This window comes from Hymenobacter negativus (assembly GCF_017571495.1).
Lineage (GTDB): Bacteria > Bacteroidota > Bacteroidia > Cytophagales > Hymenobacteraceae > Hymenobacter > Hymenobacter negativus.
In genome coordinates, this window is sequence record NZ_JAGETZ010000001.1 from 524191 (window position 1) to 539847 (window position 15657).

Genomic DNA, 15657 nt, shown 5'->3' on the forward strand with positions numbered 1-15657 from the left:
GCGGCGTTTTGTTGGAAGAGGATTAAGCGCGGCGCACGTTGGGTTTAGGCGAAGCGGACTTTTTCGGGGTTTTGCTGGGAGTTGATTGGCGAGCGCCCTCTTTGGACTTATCAGCCTTTTTTGACGAAGACTTTGCTGCGTTGGTGGCAGTCGTTTCCTTCGGCTTGGTCGCAGTGGTGGCGGGCTTGGTAGCCGGTTTGGCGTTGGGTTTCACCCCAGCCGAGCGTTCGGGCGCTTCGGGCCGCACCTTGGCTTTTTCGCCGTCGGCGAATGATTTGCGCGGCTTGCCGGCAGCCTCAAGGTCCATCGGCACCAGTAGCTTGTTCTCGGCGAGGTCGGTGTGTTCGGGCTCGGGCAAAGCGATGGGAGCGGCCAGGCGCGGGCCGGTTTCGGCCAGCGTAAGGGTAATCAGCTCGCCGCGCTTGATGGGCGTGCCCGCCGCAATGGACTGTTCGCGCACCCGGCCAGTGCCCACGGCGCGCACATGCAGGCCCCGGTTTTCAAGCAGGAACAAGGCATCGCGCAGGCTCAGGCCGCGGGCCTGGGGCACGCGGTTGGGGCGCACACTGGTATTTTCAACCAACGCCACGGTGCGGGCATGAAAGGCAGTATCGGAAGCGGCGCGGACCCATTCTTCGCCGCCGGTGGCCTGGGTGTTGCCGGCCAGGCCCAGCTTCTGGCACACCAGCGCCAGCTCGTCCTGCATGCCGGCGCGCACCAGCGGCACGTGGCTTTTGTTGAGACGAGCTTTGGCCAGCAGCGGACGCTGGCTCAGCAGGTCGCGGGCCATGCACTTGTCGGCCACTTCGCGAAACACCGGCGCAGCCACATCAGCCCCGTAGATGCGGCCGTTGCGGGGCGAATCCACGACCACGATGCAGCTGTATTTCGGCTTGTCGGTAGGGAAATAGCCGCAGAAGCTGGTCGAGTAAGTCTTGGTATACTGGCCGTTCTTGAACTTCCAGGCTGTGCCGGTTTTGCCAGCAATACCGTAGTCTTTGGGCCGGATGCTGCGGGCCGTACCAGCAATTACCACACCTTCCATCATCGACTTCAACTTGGCCAACGTAGCATCGGAGCAGATTTTGGGATTCAGCACCTTGGTTTCGTTGTGCTGAAGCACCTGGTCGGCCTGCTTGATTTCCCGCACAATCATGGGCTGAACCTTCACGCCGCCATTAGCCACAGCGTTGTAGAGGGCCAGAGTTTGCAGCGGGGCCAGCTTCAACTCGTAGCCAATGCTCATGGTAGTGAGCGAAGTACGGCTCCAGCTACGGTCCTTAGGGTCCTTCACATAGGGCAGCGCCTCACCGGTCATCTGGAAGCCCAGTGGCTTATCAAGGCCGAACTTCTTCAGGTAATCGGTGTACTCGGTCGGGTTGCCGGAGAAATACTTGTCCACCAGCTTGGCCACGCCGATGTTGCTCGATTTCTCAAACACCTGTTGCACCGTGATGCGCCCGTAGCCGTGCGAGTCTGATTTGACGGCCCCGCCCACGTACATGCGGCCGTTGCCGGTATCTACCACGTCGTCGAGCGTCACGTCGGGCCGGGCCTCAAACAAGGCCATCATCGAGGCCAGCTTGAATGTGGAGCCTGGCTCGGTCCGGCCCTGGTCGGCAAAAGCGTAGTTGTAATCCTCTTTATAGGTATCATCCGACGCCTTGCCCAGGTTGGCCACGGCCTTGATTTCGCCGGTGGCCACTTCCATCAGAATCACGCAGCCGTACTGAGCGTTGTTATCCACTAAGGACTTATAAAGCGCGTTTTCAGCCACGTCCTGCAGGTTGATATCGAGCGTGGTTTTCACGTCGTAACCCGGCAGGGGCTTGATTTCGGTGCCATCGTATACCGGCTTTACGCCACCCGGCACCCGCTCAAACAACGCCTCGCCTGGCTTGCCGGCCAGGCTTTGCTCAAACGTGTACTCCAAGCCTGCGCCGTGGTGGTCTTCGTTCACGAAGCCGATGGTGCGTTGTGCCAGCCCGCCAAAGGGCCGGAAGCGCTTATCCACCTTCTCAAAAATGGCCCCGCCCCGGTTGCGCCGCTCGCGGAATACGGGCCAATGCGCCATCATCTTTTTCTCCTGAAAGTTGATTTGGCGGGAGTTGAGGCGAATGTAGCGTTGCTTGGCCGTGCGGGCATTGTTTAGCCGGCGTAAGTACTCCTGTTTGCTGCGGTCTTGGAAAAAGTGGGACAGGTACCAAGCTAGCGAGTCCACATTGGCCTCAAATACCTTGTCCTCCACCACGCCCGGGTCCCAGGCCACCCGGTAAAATGGTAGCGAGGTAGCCATAATACTCTCGTTATCCGAGTAGATATTGCCCCGCGTAGCTGGCACTGACTGGTAGCTGATTCGCCGTTCCTGTTCCAGCGCCCGCCACTTAGCCCCTTCCTGAAACTGGATTTTCGTAGCCTTCCAAAAAATGGCACACGAGAATACGGCTACCCCTAGAAAGGCCAGCCGTACCCGCGTTACTATCGACTTTTTAACACTGCTTTTCATCGGGAATGAGCTTTAACTATTTGCTTATCTGCCGATTTATCCTTGGACACCTTTGTACTTTTTTGTACCTTACGCTTGCTGTCGGGCTTTGTTGACTTCGCCTTATTCGACTTGGTAGAAGCTTTTTTGGAAGCTTTCACAACCACCTTGCGGGCGGGCTTAGCCGTGGTAGCGCGGGCGCTGGTCGCTCGGCGCGCTTCTGGCACAGCAATCGGCACTGAGTCACCATCAAGTGCTTGCGGTGGGGCAATGATTTCGGGGCCGCTATCTACGTCACTACCGTCCTCGGCAACGCGGCGACGCCCAGCCTGCAAGTCAGCCTGCATTGCCGCAATCGAGTCGCGAGCGGCGCGGGCAGCCAGCGTATCGGCCGTGAGCACGGGCATCAGTTCCAGCTCCGCAGCGTCGAGATGGCCGGCTGGCACGGTGATGCGGAAGGGCGGCGACGAGCTTTCCACCAGCCCGATGGCGGCCACTTTGCGGGCCACCTCGCTCTGCTTGCTGGCCTCCATGTAGTCGGACTTCAGGGTCGTGTAATCGGCGCGTAAGTCTTCAGTTTCCTGCTTGAGGCGCTGAATGTTGCGGTTCATGCGGTTGCCATAGTGCGTGTTGCCGATGTAAAGCAGCACCAACAGCATCACAAACAGCAGCTTGGGTAGGTAGCGCACCGGCAGGCCGTCCCGAAACAGGCTGTCCACGCTCGTTACCCGATCCAGCAGCGAGAAGATGCTCCACGAGCTGCGTGGTCCAGCCTCCACAACGGGCTTACGGGGGCGCTTTTCGCGTTCGGGCTTAGGTACCGGCTCTGGTTCGGGGGCCACGTATTCGGCCACGGCGGGCAGCTCCTCCGGCTCGGGCGCGGCCACCGGGCGGGGCACGTTGGCACGGCGCGGGCTGTCAGAGGGACGGAGCGTGTTTGCGGCCATTTTTATCTCTTATTTTCTGATTGCAACCCGCAATTTAGCACTCCGGGCCCGGCTGTTCAGCGCCACTTCGGCCGCATCGGCTTCCTCAGGCTTGCGGTTCAGAGCCTCAAACGGCTTGCTTTCATTGCCAAAGAAGTCCTTTTCGACTTCGCCAAAAAACTTGCCCTTCGCGATAAAGTTCTTCACCAGTCGGTCCTCCAGCGAATGGTAGCTCATCACCACTAACCGGCCACCGGGACGTAGCACGTCGGCTGTTTGGAGCAACATTTCCTGCAAAGCCTGCATTTCCTGATTCACTTCAATGCGCAGGGCCTGGAAAACCTGAGCCAGGTACTTGTTCTCTTTGCCGCGCGGCGTGCAGGGCTGAATAGCCTGCTTGAGCTCGGCAATGGTTTCGAGGCGGCGGCCACGCCGGGCCGCGCTCACGGTCTGAGCCAAGGTACGGGCGTTGGTGACCTCGCCATACATGCCGAAGATGCGATGCAAGTCCGCCTCCTTATAATCATTGAGAATGTCGCCCGCCGTGAGAGGGCCATGGGGGTCCATCCGCATATCGAGCGGACCATCGAAACGAGTAGAAAATCCGCGCTCCGGCGTGTCAAATTGGTGCGAGCTTACCCCCAGGTCGGCTAGCAGGCCATCTACCGGCACAGCGCCAACCTGCTGTAGTTCAAGTAGCAAATCTCGGAAGTTAGCTTTCACAAATGTAAATTGCGGCCGTTCCAGCTTCACCGCTTCGGCCTCAGCATCAGCGTCTTGGTCGAAGCTGAAAAGGTGGCCGGTGGTCAGCTTTTCCAGAATGCGGGCCGAGTGCCCACCCCCACCAAAGGTGACGTCGACGTAGCGGCCATTGGGACGCAGGTCGAGGCCAGCCAGACACTGGGCTAGCATCACGGGCCGGTGGTAGGCTTGGTCGTTGTCGTATTCGGTTGTGCTCATGCGGCCATGCCGGCGAGCGGCGGAGTATCAGTCGATAAAAACTTCTGTGCCAGCTTACTGAAGCTTTGCTGGTCTTTGATGAGGTACTCATCGTAGCGGGCCGGGTCCCAGATTTCACAACGGTTGCCCAAGCCCACAATGATGGCCTCTTTCTCAATACCGGCGTAGCGCAGCATGGTGCGAGGCAGCATAAAGCGGCTGATGCTGTCCAGCTCCACCTCAGTCATGCCCCGGAAAAAGTTGCGCTGAAACTGCCGGTATTCCTCGTTGAACTCGTCCAGCGCCATCACTTTCTCGTGAATAACGCGCCAAGCTGCCCGCGGATACAGCACCAGACAGGGCTCGAACCCACGCACCAGCACCAGTTGGTTGCCGGATTGCTCCGGCAGATTGCCCTTCACCTTGGCCGGCAACACCAGCCGCCCCTTGGGGTCGAGCTTGCATTCGTATTCGCCGGACAGCAGGTTCATGGGCACAGGCCACCGGCTGGGAGAACGGCGACATTGGCAAATGTACGGGAACCCCATCGAAAATCAACCACAATTTACCATTTCCTACCACAAATGCAAAACGGCTTAATTGACGTTTAAAACGGGTTTTCAAGGTTTTTGGCTACTAACTGGCACGGATAAAACGCCTTTACTTATAGGTCTTGTCAAAATGGCAGACGTTTACACAATCGTCAACGTGCTTCTTACCAGAGCCAGATATTGCACGTCCCCGGGCCGATTTTCGTACGTCCGCCTCCGGCAGGCAGGCCTTATCTTTGCCAATCCAATGCGTCCTCATTCTCAGTTCCGTCGCTTCGTCAGCCTGCTGCTAGCTGTATTGGTGCTCATCACTTCGGTGGGCCTCACGGTGCAGCGCCTGACTTGCCGTATGAGCGGACGCAGCACGGTGGCCGTGTCCGTGGCGGGCCGGGCCGACCTGCGCGGCTGTACCGGCGAGATGGCCCCCGCCACGCCTACTGCGAAGGACAACTGCTGCGATTTCAGCAAGCAGGTCCACAAGCTCACGCTGCCCACCCACGAACAGGCCAGCAAAATTCTGATTCCTTCCCCCTTGCTGGCGGTAGAAATTCCGGCGTTGAACTGGCCCAACCAGGCCGCAGTGGTCAAGCTGAAAGACAACGGACCGCGCTGGTTCGCGGCCGATTCGTCGCCCCCGCCATTGGGTGGACGCGGACTACTGACGTTTGCCTGTACGCTGGTAGTCTAGGTTTTTCTGAAAGCACTTGCCGCCCCGTTGGCGGCTTAAGGCTGGTTGATGCACCCCTGTGGCGTCATCTTTTTCAGAAACACCTAACTTACAGACATTATGAAATCCTTAGGCGGGAAAATCCCGTGCTTTTTTCTGCTGATACTGCTGGGCACCGGCTTATGGCCGGGCCAGACGATGGCACAATCATCGGCCATTGCCCCAGTGCGGGGCGAGGTAACGGAGGCCGGCAAGGCCACTCCCCTACCCGGTGCCGTGCTGCGCTGGCTCTTCGATGCCCCGGACGCCGATGCGCCGGCAATTACCACAACTGCTGACGATAAAGGACGCTTTATGCTGATAAGGCCGGCGCGCGCAGCTTCGCGGCTGGTGGTGCAGGCTTTGGGTTATGCCCCCGATACCATCGCCGTACCCGCCACTGGCGCGCCCTACCTGCGGGTGGCTTTAAAGGCGGGGCAGGAGTTGAGCGAGGTGACCGTGACGGCTCGCGGCCCCGCCTATTCGGCCATCACCCCGGCCAACGTGCAGGTGATTTCGAGCCGCGACTTGACAAAATCAGCCTGCTGCAACCTGGCCGAGAGCTTTGAAACCAATGCCTCGGTGGAGGTTACGACATCGGACGCCGTATCCGGGGCCAAGCAGATTCAACTGCTCGGGCTGGATGGCAGCTACTCGCTGCTGACCGTGGACAACCAGCCGGCATTGCGCGGGCTGGCGGCTCCTTACCGGCTGGGCTACCTGGCCGGGCCGTGGATTGATAACATTGAGATTATCAAGGGCACGGGCTCGGTGGTGAACGGCTACGAGGCCATTTCGGGGCAGGTGAACGTGAAGCTGAAGGAGCCCGAAAAAACCGACCAGCTATTGTTCAACATCTACGCCAACGACTTGGGCAAATTCGATGTCAACCTGAATACGTCGGCGCGCATCAGCCCGAAGTGGAGCACCGTGCTGCTGCTGCATACCGACCATTTGGGCAACCGTGTGGACCGCAACGGCGATAAGTTTCTGGATTTGCCATTGGCCACGCAGTTCAATGCGTTCAATAAGTGGAAGTACCTCTCAGGCAATGGCTTTGTAAGTGAGGTGGGTCTGGGCGCATTGCGCGAAACCCGCCAGGGTGGCCAGCTTGATTTCCGGAACACGGGCACGGAGGCCTTCACGCAGAGCTACGGCACCACGCAGGCTACCACCCGCTACACCGGTTACGCCAAAACCTCCTACACCTGGCCCTCACGGCCTTTCCAGAGCCTGGGCCTGTTATTGAGCGGGACTAACCACGACTTCACTTCGCGGTATTCCTACGGCTATCAGTCTTACCACACCGACCACGACCCCAACCTTCCGCCCTACTTCGTCACCAACCGCACCTCGCGCAGCTACGACGGCACCCAGCGCACCGGCCTGGCCACGCTGTTGTTTCAGAGCGCCATTGGCAATACGGCCCACGTATACCGCACGGGCCTGAGCTTTCTGTATGACGACTACGACGAGCGCCTGCGTGATGGCCGCACGTATGTAACCGATACGCCGGCTGACATCGATACGCGCGAGCACCGCACCCGCCGCGAACTGGTGCCCGGTGCCTTCGCCGAGTATACCTATCAGAACAGCCGCAACCTGACGCTGGTAGCTGGCCTGCGCGCCGACCACCACAACCTGTATGGCTGGCAAGTGACGCCCCGCCTCAACCTCAAGTACGACGTACTCAAAAACACGGTGCTGCGCCTAGCGACTGGCAGCGGCTTCCGCGTGGCCAATCCCATTGCCGACAACGCCGCCATGCTGGCCAGCGCCCGCGAGTTCGTCATCAGCCCCAACCTGCGGCCCGAAAAGGCCTGGAATCTCGGCGGCAGCGCCACGCAGTATTTCACGGTGCTGCACCGGCCGGCCACGTTTGTGGTCGATTATTATCACACCGAATTTCAGAACCAGGTGGTGGCCGATATGTACACCTCACCCAGTCTCATTGAAATTGGGAACCTGCAGGCCGGCGGCCGGTCGTACGCCCGCAGCCTGCAAGGCGAGCTGCAGATTGAGCCGCTGAAGGGCCTGCAGGTGAAAGGTGCCTATAAGTACCTCGACGTACGGACTACTTACGACAACATTCTGCTGCCCAAGCCGCTCACGCCTACCCACCGCGCTTTTGTTAACCTGGGCTATGCCAGCGCTTTCGATAAGTGGCGGGTCGATTTTACGGTACAATGGTTCGGCGAGCGGTCAGTGGCGCACGTTTCCGATTCACATTCGCACGGCAGCGGCCAGGAATATGTTCCCACAATAGCTCCCCGCTACGGGCTTTTTAACACCCAGATTACCCGTGCCTTCAAGCGGCTGGAAGTGTATGTGGGCGTCGAAAACCTCACCAACTACCGCCAGCCCGACCCCATTGAGGGCGCAGCAACTCCCTTTGGTCCAAACTTCGATGCGGCCATGGTATGGGGACCGGTCTACGGCCGCCTTACCTATGCAGGCCTGCGCTACCGCATCGAGTAACCAACATCGGCTGGTAGTTGCCGGCTCATTTTCAATTTTTTCGGCAGCAATTTTGTTGAGGCTGTCGTCACTCAAGAATTTTTCAAATCCTGATATGAAATTCCTCCTTGCCCTCCCCTTTTTCGCCTGCCTGAATTTTGCTGCTCCTGTTGCCCAAGCCCAGACGGCCCCGGCCGCCGTGCAGGCGGCGACCTCCGGTGTGGCTACGGCCCAGTTCAAAACGTCGGCCGTTTGCGACATGTGCAAAGCACGAATCGAAAAGAGCCTTGCCTACGAAAAAGGCGTGCAAAGTGCCGTGCTCGATGTACCCACGAAAGTTCTCACCGTGACCTACAAGGCTGACAAGACCACACCTGCCACGCTCCGCACCGCCGTGCAAAAAACCGGTTATGACGCGGATGAGCTTACCGCTGACGCCCGCGCTTACAACCGCCTGCCGGATTGCTGCAAGAAGACCAACCCTGTGCATTAGGTCCATCTGACATTGGGAGAGAGCGTTGCTAATCCGTCTTCCAAACGCAGTCAGTCTTGAAAAGGGAGAAAGCCTGCACAATGAAAAGCCCCGACTCTGCGCAGAACCGGGGCTTTTTACATCTCAAAATGGTGTGCCGTCTAACCGGGCTCCACTTCCAATAACAGATAATTATTTATCCCTTCGCTCGCCACAGACGCCACCATGGTAGGTAGGGCTGGTCATGGTGTTCGTAGTGATAGCCGAAAAAATAGCAGCTCGCGAAAGCCCACAGGTGGTGCCGAAACTGGCTACGCGACCGGTGTGGATTATCGGGTGCATGCTCGCCACGGTGCGGCAGGTAGGTGCCGAAAAAGAACAGCTGAAACGTGGCCAATACGGCCGGAATCATCCAGAAGGCAATGACATTGGCCTGCGGGAAAAACAGTTTCAACGCATTATAGGTAACCGCCATCAGCAGTACCTGCCACCAGGTTACGTAATTCCAGGCGAAGCGCAGGAACCAACGCAGAAAGCCGGGATGGCGGCCGTCGTGAAAATCGGGGTCGTCCTGGGTGCCGACGTGGCGGTGGTGGGCGTGGTGTTTGGGAAGTTGGCCAGGAAACCAGTTGTAGGCGAAAAGCCCAGCGGCCAGCGTGCCAAGACCATTATTCAGCCGCTTGTTGGGGCTCACGACGCCGTGCATGGCATCGTGCGCGGTAATAAACAGACCAGTGTAGAGGTGGGTTTGTAGCAGGGCCAGCAGATAAGGCGCGGGCGAATGCCAGTTGGGCTCGTACCAGGCCAGCAGGTAGCCCAACAAGGTGGCCCATCCTACTATCACCAAGCCGCCGATGGCCACCCCGGTCGTACCGATGGGCGCGGGCGCTACTTTACGGGCCGATGTAGGAAGCGTAGGCGTCAAGTGAATAGCAAGTTTTCTTACAAACTCAACAGGCGGTCGCGCACCTGCTCCATTAGCCACATGGGTGTGCTTGTGGCCCCGCAAATGCCCACCGATTGCCCCGGCTGAAACCAACTGGAATCGATTTCAGCTACATTTGAGATGAAATGAGTCTGGGGGTTGGTTTCGCGGCACACCTGGTACAGTACCTTGCCGTTGGAGCTTTTCGTGCCTGATACAAACACAATCTGGTCGTACTGGGCAGCAAAGCGGCGCAAGTCCTTGTCGCGGTTGCTCACCTGCCGACAGATGGTGTCGTTGGCATTCACCTGATAGCCCCGCGTTTCCAACTGGTCCTTAATGTTATAGAAGCTGTTGGTACTCTTGGTGGTCTGGCTGTAGAGCGTAATGTTATCGGGCAGCTCGTGGCTGAGCAATTCATCTAAGTTCTCGAACACCACGGCATCGCCGCTGGTCTGGCCCAGCAGGCCCAGCACTTCGGCGTGGCCGTGCTTGCCGTAAATAAATATTTTCTCCTTCCGGTCGTAGGAGGTCTTGATGCGGTTCTGAAGTTTGAGTACCACCGGGCAGCTGGCATCAATCAGGGTCAAGTTATTTTCCAGCGCCATTTGGTAGGTGGCCGGCGGCTCGCCATGAGCACGGATGAGCACCGCCTCATCGCGCAGCTCAGCCAGTCGGTCGTGGCAGATAATGCGCAGGCCCCTGGCTTCCAGGCGCTGCACCTCCTCGTCGTTGTGCACAATATCGCCCAGACAATACAGGTAGCCTTGCTCATCAAGCAGGTCTTCAGCCATTTGAATGGCGTAAATCACGCCAAAGCAAAAGCCGGAGTTGGGGTCGATTCGGACACTGAGGTGCAAAGCAGGCATACGCCAAGGCTAACCATGAAGGCCCTGTTAAGGTTGCGCTAACTGGAGCAATTGCCTCGAAAATACGCAATTTGCAGCTAGTTAAGCTTCCCAAATACCTTCTGTCCCTCAAAATCCCGAATGATGGTTTCCTCAATGGGACTGGCTTTTATTACAGCATTATCGCGCCAGAAAAGCGGATTGTAGCGCTGGCGCCGAATAAGATTCATATCCACCGTCAAACGGTCGGTATCCGGGTACCGCTCGCCAGTGGTCGGCGGGCCGTATTCATAGAAGAAAAAGTGCGAGCTCACGGAAGTTTCATCGCTAAAGCCCTGCACCAGCAGGCTGATGGTGGCTGTGGCGCGGGTGCTGGCCAAGCGCGTCAACGAATCCTGATACGCCGCAAAATCGGATACAATGTGCGCTGTGGCTCGCTCCTGCTGCACGGAGAGGTTGCTGGGCATGTTAAACATCTGCGCGGCTGGCAATTCCTGGTCGACACGAAACAGCGCGGCCGTGCGCGGGTCGATGTATAGACTACCACGGGTAGCTTGTTCAGTGCCAGGGCGCGGGGCAAAATCGATAACAGTTAGTTCGCGCCCCTGCTCCCGCAGGGTTTGCCGGAGCACGAAGGTGAATTTCGCCAACCCTTCCGGACTGAGCGGCAGCGAGGTTTTGGACGGCTCGTCGCCGAGCGCAATAAATACCGGCAAGCTGCGCACGATGGCGGAGAAATTGCTAAAGCTCATGCCACCCTTCGTGAGGGCGTAGCGGGCTTCGCCCAGCACCCAGCTTGGCATGTTACGGGGCGTGAGTTTCACGTCGTAAAACGCATCGAAAAACTCGCGGTAGCGGCCGTTTTGCTGGGTTTTCTGGCGGTAGAAGGCTCGGCCGTACTGCACATCAGTCCGGTGGCGCAACAGTTTGGCGTAGCAGCGGCGCACCAGCGCTTCGGCTTCGCCGTTGGCTCGCACGGTTACTTCGGGTAGCTGCACGGCACTGGCGCGCAGCAGCACCGGCGTGGACATGGCACCGGCCTGGGTCACGGAAATAACCTTGCGCTCGTAGCCAATGCTCAGCACCGTCAGCAGCTGGGGCAATACCGACAGCTTCAGGCTAAACTCGCCCGCTTCGTTGCTAGCTGTGCCGGTGCGGCCATCGGCCAGGGCCACGCTGGCGTAGGGCACGGGCTGCTGCTTTTCATCAACTAGCCGGCCCGAAACGGTGATTTGCGCCTGAACGGAGCCCATCATGGCCATTAGCAGCCCAAACAGAAAAAGGTATCGCATGAAGCGAATGTAGCACAAGGACACGGAGCAGAAGCCGAGGCTTCTGTTCCTTATTCTGCCACTTTGCTCAGGCGTTGGGCATCCGAGTCGCTGACGTGCCCGCGACCTACCAGAAAGCTGCGCACGGTGCGAAAAGCCTCCGTATCCAGGCCCGAACCGGGGTGGCTGAGCGCGGCATTAAGCAGCATTTCTTTGTCTTCGTCCACGTGCTTGCTCAGGCCAAGGAAGGCCGGCAGGTTGCTTTCTACCGAGAAGCGGAGGAAGCGAATTTCGGGATTTTGCGGCGCCAAGCTTACTGCTTGCTCAAAGGTGCGGGCGGCGTCCTGCACGTAGGTGAGCTTGTTGAGCATCGAGGCATCACGGGCTCGAATGGCTTCTGAAGCCGCCTTGTAGCCCAGCACCAATGCGTCGCGCTCTTTGTAATCGGCTAGCAGCTTGTAAAATTTTTCGCCAGCGGCTTTATCGGCGGCGGCCAGCTCGTAATGGCGGCGCAGGATGGCGGGGTGGAAAGGAGACGACACGTAGTTGGTTGAAAAAGAAGTATCAAAAACAGTGGCAACTGCGGGCGTAGCTCCGTTGTGCGCCGGGCCAAAGCCACACACCACCGGAATAAACACTATGCAAAAGCCCCATCGAACAAAAACATTCATAGCCGCAAAACTAATCCAGAGCCAAACAATTCAGTTTTTTAGTACCTGAAGACAAAGAGCCATGGGTAAGATTTATACGCACAAGCCATTTAAGTGACTTAAATCCGCGACAGCCGATAGCGGAAATACGACCCTAGCAGCAGCAGCAGCTTGGTATTGTCGGGAACCCGCACCCGCTCGCCCAAGATGCGGGCAGCCGGCAGCTTTTTGATTTTATAGAAAAGCTTCAGATAGTATACGTAGGCCAGATACACCCCCAGCTTAGCCGAGCGCGGCAGCTGCTGAATCCCCGCATACGCCGCTTCAAAATCAGCCTTAATATCGGCCTCAATCTCGCCTTTGGTAGCGTCGTTAAAATGCGTATAAACCACGCCGGGAAAATACACGCGGCCCCTGTCTTCGTAGTCGGAGCGAATATCGCGCAGGAAATTAACCTTCTGAAACGCTGAGCCTAGCCGACGCGCCGGCTCCCGCAGTCGCTCAAACAGCGCCATATCACCATCGCAAAAGATACGCAAGCACATGAGGCCCACCACCTCAGCCGAGCCGTAGATGTATTCCTCGTACAAATCGGGGTGGTAGCTCTGGTCCTCCAAATCGAGCGCCATGCTGTGCAGAAAGGCCTCAATAAATTCCCGGTCGATGCCATAACGCCGCACCACATGCTGAAACGAGTGCAGCACTGGATTGAAGCTCAGGCCAGTATCCAGCGCTTCGTAGGTCTGCCGGCGAAAGTCGGCCAAAAGCGCCGCCTTGTCGTGGTCATGAAATGTATCCACGATTTCATCGGCCCAGCGCACAAAGCCATACACCGCGTACACCGGCAGATGCAGCCGCTCATCAAGCGTGCGAATGCCCAGCGTGAACGACGTGCTGTAGCGCCCAGTTATGAGCTTGCTGCACGCCAGGCTGGTGTCGGTGAAAAGTTTAACGTGGTCCACAAGGAAATTTTGAGGGTTGAATGTTGGGTTTTGAATGGAGTGTACTGAATAAGCAAAGACAGGCAACGTAACGTCGTTTTACTAGCTCATCACTCAAGATTCAACATTCAAAACTCCTTTAATACTTCGCCAGCTACCACTTGCCCCGAAATAAGCGACGGTGGTACACCAGGACCAGGCACGGTAAGCTGGCCCGTGAAATACAAATTTGATATTTTTTTACTTTTCAGCGTCGGCTTCAGAATAGCGGTTTGTTTCAGCGTGTTGGCCAGGCCATAGGCGTTGCCTTTGAAGCTGTGATAGTCGGCTATAAAGTCGCGGTGGGCATAGCTACGCTTGAATACGACGGCGTCGCGAATGGGATGTCCACAGTGTTTTTCAAGGCGGTCCATCAGCAGGTTGTAGTACCGTTCGCGAGTAGACTCGTCATCAGGCAGGCCGGGGGCTACCGGAATGAGCAGAAACAGGTTTTCCTGGCCCTCAGGCGCTACGGTGGGGTCGGTTTTGCTGGGTACCGAGGCATAGTAGAGCGGCTTGGTGGGCCACTGCGGCTGCTCATAAATCTCGCGGGCGTGCTGGTTCAGGTCCTCATCGAAAAACAGGTTGTGATGGCGCAGCTTGTCGAGCTTGCGGTTCACGCCGAGGTAGAATAGCAGACTTGATGGGGCCATGGTGCGCGAGTCCCAGTATTTCGCGTCGTAATGGCGGTGCTCTGGCTTCAGTACCTCCTGCTCAATGTGGTGGTAGTCGGCTCCGGCCACCACCACATCAGCCGGAAAAAAGCCAGTAGCTGTGCGTACGCCGGTACTCCGGCCGTTCTCAACCACAACTTCCGTCACTTCCTGGTTGTACTGGATTTCCACTCCCAGCTCTTTCGCGAGTTGCACCATGCCTTCCACAATCTTGTGCATGCCGCCCTTGGGGTACCAAGTGCCCAGCGCTAGGTCGGCGTAGTTCATCAGTGAATATAGCGCGGGCGTATTTTCCGAAGTAGCACCGAGAAATAAGATGGGAAATTCCACCAATTCCAGGAGGCGTGGGTCTTTAAAGAAGCGGCGCACGTGCTTGTGCATGCTTTGCAGCACATCCATGCGCACCATATCCACCAGCAACCTAAGGTCGGCAAACTCCAGCAGCGAGCGGCTGGGCGCGTACACTAACCGGTTAATTCCCACCTCGTATTTATAGGCTGCCTGTTTCAGAAACTCATCGAGGCGAGCGGCGCTGCCGGGCTCGTAGCGCTCAAATAAGGCCCGTAGCTCGCTCATCTTCGCCGGAATATCCACGGCTTCCGGCCCACGGAAAACAACCTGATACGAGGGGTCCAGCCGTAGCAGTTCGTAGTAGTCGGCGACTTTCTTGCCGAAGCGACCAAAGTATTTCTCGAATACGTCGGGCATCCAATACCAGCTCGGCCCCATGTCGAAGGTGAAGCCCTGAGCGCGAAAAACCCGGGCCCGGCCGCCAGGGCCTTCGTTTTTTTCCAGTACCGTGACGCGCCAGCCGGCTTGTGCCAGCGTACTTGCCGCCGCCAGCCCGGCAAAGCCGGCCCCAATGATAACGGCATGCTTCGGCGAATCCGAGGATGGCATTGTGGCGACGCTAATGGTGGCGTTGACGGCACTGGTTACAGCGGTGACGGCGGAAGTGGCAGCGGATGCGGACAAAGGCAAAAACAGAGCTAGTGAATGAAGAACGAAGAAAGTGCGAAAAAAAACCGCCGGCCCCGCGCCACCGAAGCAGCAACAAGGCCGGCGGCCACAGCATTTATGTCAGGCAATTAGTCCTCAATGACATCAGTCATGTCGGCGGATGAAGCACCTACCGGAGCATACACATGCAACGCAGATTTCAGCTCTTTACGAGCAATATGAATGCGGTTTTTAACGGTGCCAATGGGAATTTGCAGCTTCTCGGCAATCTCCATGTACTTGTAGCCGATGTAGTACATCATGAACGGCGTGCGGTAGTCGGTGCCCAAGCCAGCGATGGCCTCGTTGATGTCGCGCACTACAAAATCCGACGTCGCGCCGTTGTGCGTGATGTAATTCTGGTCGGTGTTGAAATACTGGAAATACTCCGTCGAATCAATGTTGGAGCTGCGCTTGGTAATCTTGTTGTAGTTGTTGATGAAGGTGTTGCGCATGATGGTATACAACCACGCCTTCAGGTTGGTACCGGCTTTAAACTTGTCTTTATTGAGCAGGGCCTTTAGAAGGGTTTCCTGCACTAAATCCTTCGCATCATCAGCGTCTCGCGTCAAATTCATGGCGGCGGGCCGGAGGGTGAGCGATATCTTCTGCACTTGCGAGGTAAATTCGAACGAAGTCATGCTGTTTAGCTTTTCGTGGCCGATTGTTAAACAAATATACGCGCCGGTCGCAAATCAGGCCAGCCTCCGCCGAAAGTATTTTGCTCGGCACGCCTAACACCTTCCTTCAGGCGCGGCAAGGTACGCCCGACGG

General features: G+C 57.6%; 14 protein-coding genes. 3 read left to right on the forward strand and 11 right to left on the reverse strand.

The features are described from left to right. Positions 1–22: 22 nt before the first annotated feature. The 4 genes from J4E00_RS02250 to mraZ are packed head-to-tail and all read right to left on the reverse strand — an operon-like array spanning position 23 to position 4841. Positions 23–2506: a penicillin-binding transpeptidase domain-containing protein gene (locus J4E00_RS02250; RefSeq protein WP_208173381.1), complete on the reverse strand. Its 2484-nt coding sequence runs from the start codon at positions 2504–2506 to the stop codon at positions 23–25. Next, positions 2503–3432: an FtsL-like putative cell division protein gene (locus tag J4E00_RS02255; RefSeq protein ID WP_208173382.1), complete on the reverse strand. Its 930-nt coding sequence runs from the start codon at positions 3430–3432 to the stop codon at positions 2503–2505. The genes J4E00_RS02250 and J4E00_RS02255 overlap by 4 nt, the downstream gene beginning before the upstream one ends. Before the next feature lie 9 nt (positions 3433–3441). Next, the gene (gene rsmH / locus J4E00_RS02260) at positions 3442–4371 is read right to left on the reverse strand and encodes a 16S rRNA (cytosine(1402)-N(4))-methyltransferase RsmH (RefSeq protein WP_208173383.1); all 930 of its coding nucleotides are present in this window, start codon (positions 4369–4371) and stop codon (positions 3442–3444) included. Next, the gene (mraZ, locus tag J4E00_RS02265) at positions 4368–4841 is read right to left on the reverse strand and encodes a division/cell wall cluster transcriptional repressor MraZ (RefSeq protein ID WP_208173384.1); all 474 of its coding nucleotides are present in this window, start codon (positions 4839–4841) and stop codon (positions 4368–4370) included. The genes rsmH and mraZ overlap by 4 nt, the downstream gene beginning before the upstream one ends. 307 nt (positions 4842–5148) lie before the next feature. Here mraZ and J4E00_RS02270 point away from each other — a divergent pair, with 307 nt between their 5' ends. The 3 genes from J4E00_RS02270 (at position 5149) to J4E00_RS02280 (ending at position 8557) form a co-directional block, all read left to right on the forward strand. Then, positions 5149–5589 (forward strand): HYC_CC_PP family protein, encoded by a 441-nt coding sequence (locus J4E00_RS02270; RefSeq protein ID WP_208173385.1) that lies wholly within the window; start codon positions 5149–5151, stop codon positions 5587–5589. 99 nt (positions 5590–5688) lie between these two features. Next, positions 5689–8085 carry a TonB-dependent receptor domain-containing protein gene (locus J4E00_RS02275; protein WP_236049380.1) on the forward strand — a complete coding sequence of 799 codons (2397 nt, stop codon included), beginning with the start codon at positions 5689–5691 and terminating at the stop codon, positions 8083–8085. 94 nt (positions 8086–8179) lie between these two features. After that, entirely contained in the window at positions 8180–8557 is a 378-nt protein-coding gene (locus tag J4E00_RS02280; RefSeq protein WP_208173386.1) for a heavy-metal-associated domain-containing protein, read from the forward strand. Positions 8558–8732: 175 nt separating this feature from the next. Here the strand turns inward: J4E00_RS02280 and J4E00_RS02285 are convergent, their stop codons facing one another. The 7 genes from J4E00_RS02285 to J4E00_RS02315 all read right to left on the reverse strand — a co-directional run bounded on the left by J4E00_RS02285 (position 8733) and on the right by J4E00_RS02315 (position 15524). Further along, a complete protein-coding gene (locus J4E00_RS02285) occupies positions 8733–9461 on the reverse strand; it encodes a fatty acid desaturase (RefSeq protein WP_213017898.1) in 729 nt (242 codons plus the stop codon). A gap of 17 nt (positions 9462–9478) precedes the next feature. Next, complete coding sequence (locus tag J4E00_RS02290) at positions 9479–10330, reverse strand: 4-hydroxy-3-methylbut-2-enyl diphosphate reductase (protein WP_208173387.1); 852 nt, start codon at positions 10328–10330, stop codon at positions 9479–9481. A gap of 77 nt (positions 10331–10407) precedes the next feature. Then, entirely contained in the window at positions 10408–11601 is a 1194-nt protein-coding gene (locus J4E00_RS02295; RefSeq protein WP_208173388.1) for a carboxypeptidase-like regulatory domain-containing protein, read from the reverse strand. 50 nt (positions 11602–11651) lie between these two features. Then, positions 11652–12122, reverse strand: a complete 471-nt coding sequence (locus tag J4E00_RS02300; protein ID WP_208173389.1) for a hypothetical protein — start codon at positions 12120–12122, stop codon at positions 11652–11654. Between the two features lie 227 nt (positions 12123–12349). Continuing rightward, a complete protein-coding gene (locus J4E00_RS02305) occupies positions 12350–13192 on the reverse strand; it encodes a phytoene/squalene synthase family protein (RefSeq protein ID WP_208173390.1) in 843 nt (280 codons plus the stop codon). Between the two features lie 107 nt (positions 13193–13299). Then, a complete protein-coding gene (locus J4E00_RS02310; RefSeq protein WP_208173783.1) occupies positions 13300–14784 on the reverse strand; it encodes a phytoene desaturase family protein in 1485 nt (494 codons plus the stop codon). 188 nt (positions 14785–14972) lie between these two features. Continuing rightward, positions 14973–15524 (reverse strand): RNA polymerase sigma factor, encoded by a 552-nt coding sequence (locus J4E00_RS02315; RefSeq protein ID WP_208173391.1) that lies wholly within the window; start codon positions 15522–15524, stop codon positions 14973–14975. Positions 15525–15657 lie beyond the last annotated feature (133 nt).

Bases quoted from the DNA above. Each gene is read 5' to 3' on its own strand.
- J4E00_RS02315 (WP_208173391.1), bottom strand. From the start codon at position 15,524: ATGACTTCGTTCGAATTTACCTCGCAAGTGCAGAAGATATCGCTCACC.
- J4E00_RS02270 (WP_208173385.1), top strand. From the start codon at position 5,149: ATGCGTCCTCATTCTCAGTTCCGTCGCTTCGTCAGCCTGCTGCTAGCT.
- J4E00_RS02255 (WP_208173382.1), bottom strand. From the start codon at position 3,432: ATGGCCGCAAACACGCTCCGTCCCTCTGACAGCCCGCGCCGTGCCAAC.
- J4E00_RS02290 (WP_208173387.1), bottom strand. From the start codon at position 10,330: ATGCCTGCTTTGCACCTCAGTGTCCGAATCGACCCCAACTCCGGCTTT.
- J4E00_RS02275 (WP_236049380.1), top strand. From the start codon at position 5,689: ATGAAATCCTTAGGCGGGAAAATCCCGTGCTTTTTTCTGCTGATACTG.
- J4E00_RS02250 (WP_208173381.1), bottom strand. From the start codon at position 2,506: ATGAAAAGCAGTGTTAAAAAGTCGATAGTAACGCGGGTACGGCTGGCC.
- mraZ (WP_208173384.1), bottom strand. From the start codon at position 4,841: ATGAACCTGCTGTCCGGCGAATACGAATGCAAGCTCGACCCCAAGGGG.
- J4E00_RS02310 (WP_208173783.1), bottom strand. From the start codon at position 14,784: ATGCCATCCTCGGATTCGCCGAAGCATGCCGTTATCATTGGGGCCGGC.
- J4E00_RS02280 (WP_208173386.1), top strand. From the start codon at position 8,180: ATGAAATTCCTCCTTGCCCTCCCCTTTTTCGCCTGCCTGAATTTTGCT.
- J4E00_RS02295 (WP_208173388.1), bottom strand. From the start codon at position 11,601: ATGCGATACCTTTTTCTGTTTGGGCTGCTAATGGCCATGATGGGCTCC.
- rsmH (WP_208173383.1), bottom strand. From the start codon at position 4,371: ATGAGCACAACCGAATACGACAACGACCAAGCCTACCACCGGCCCGTG.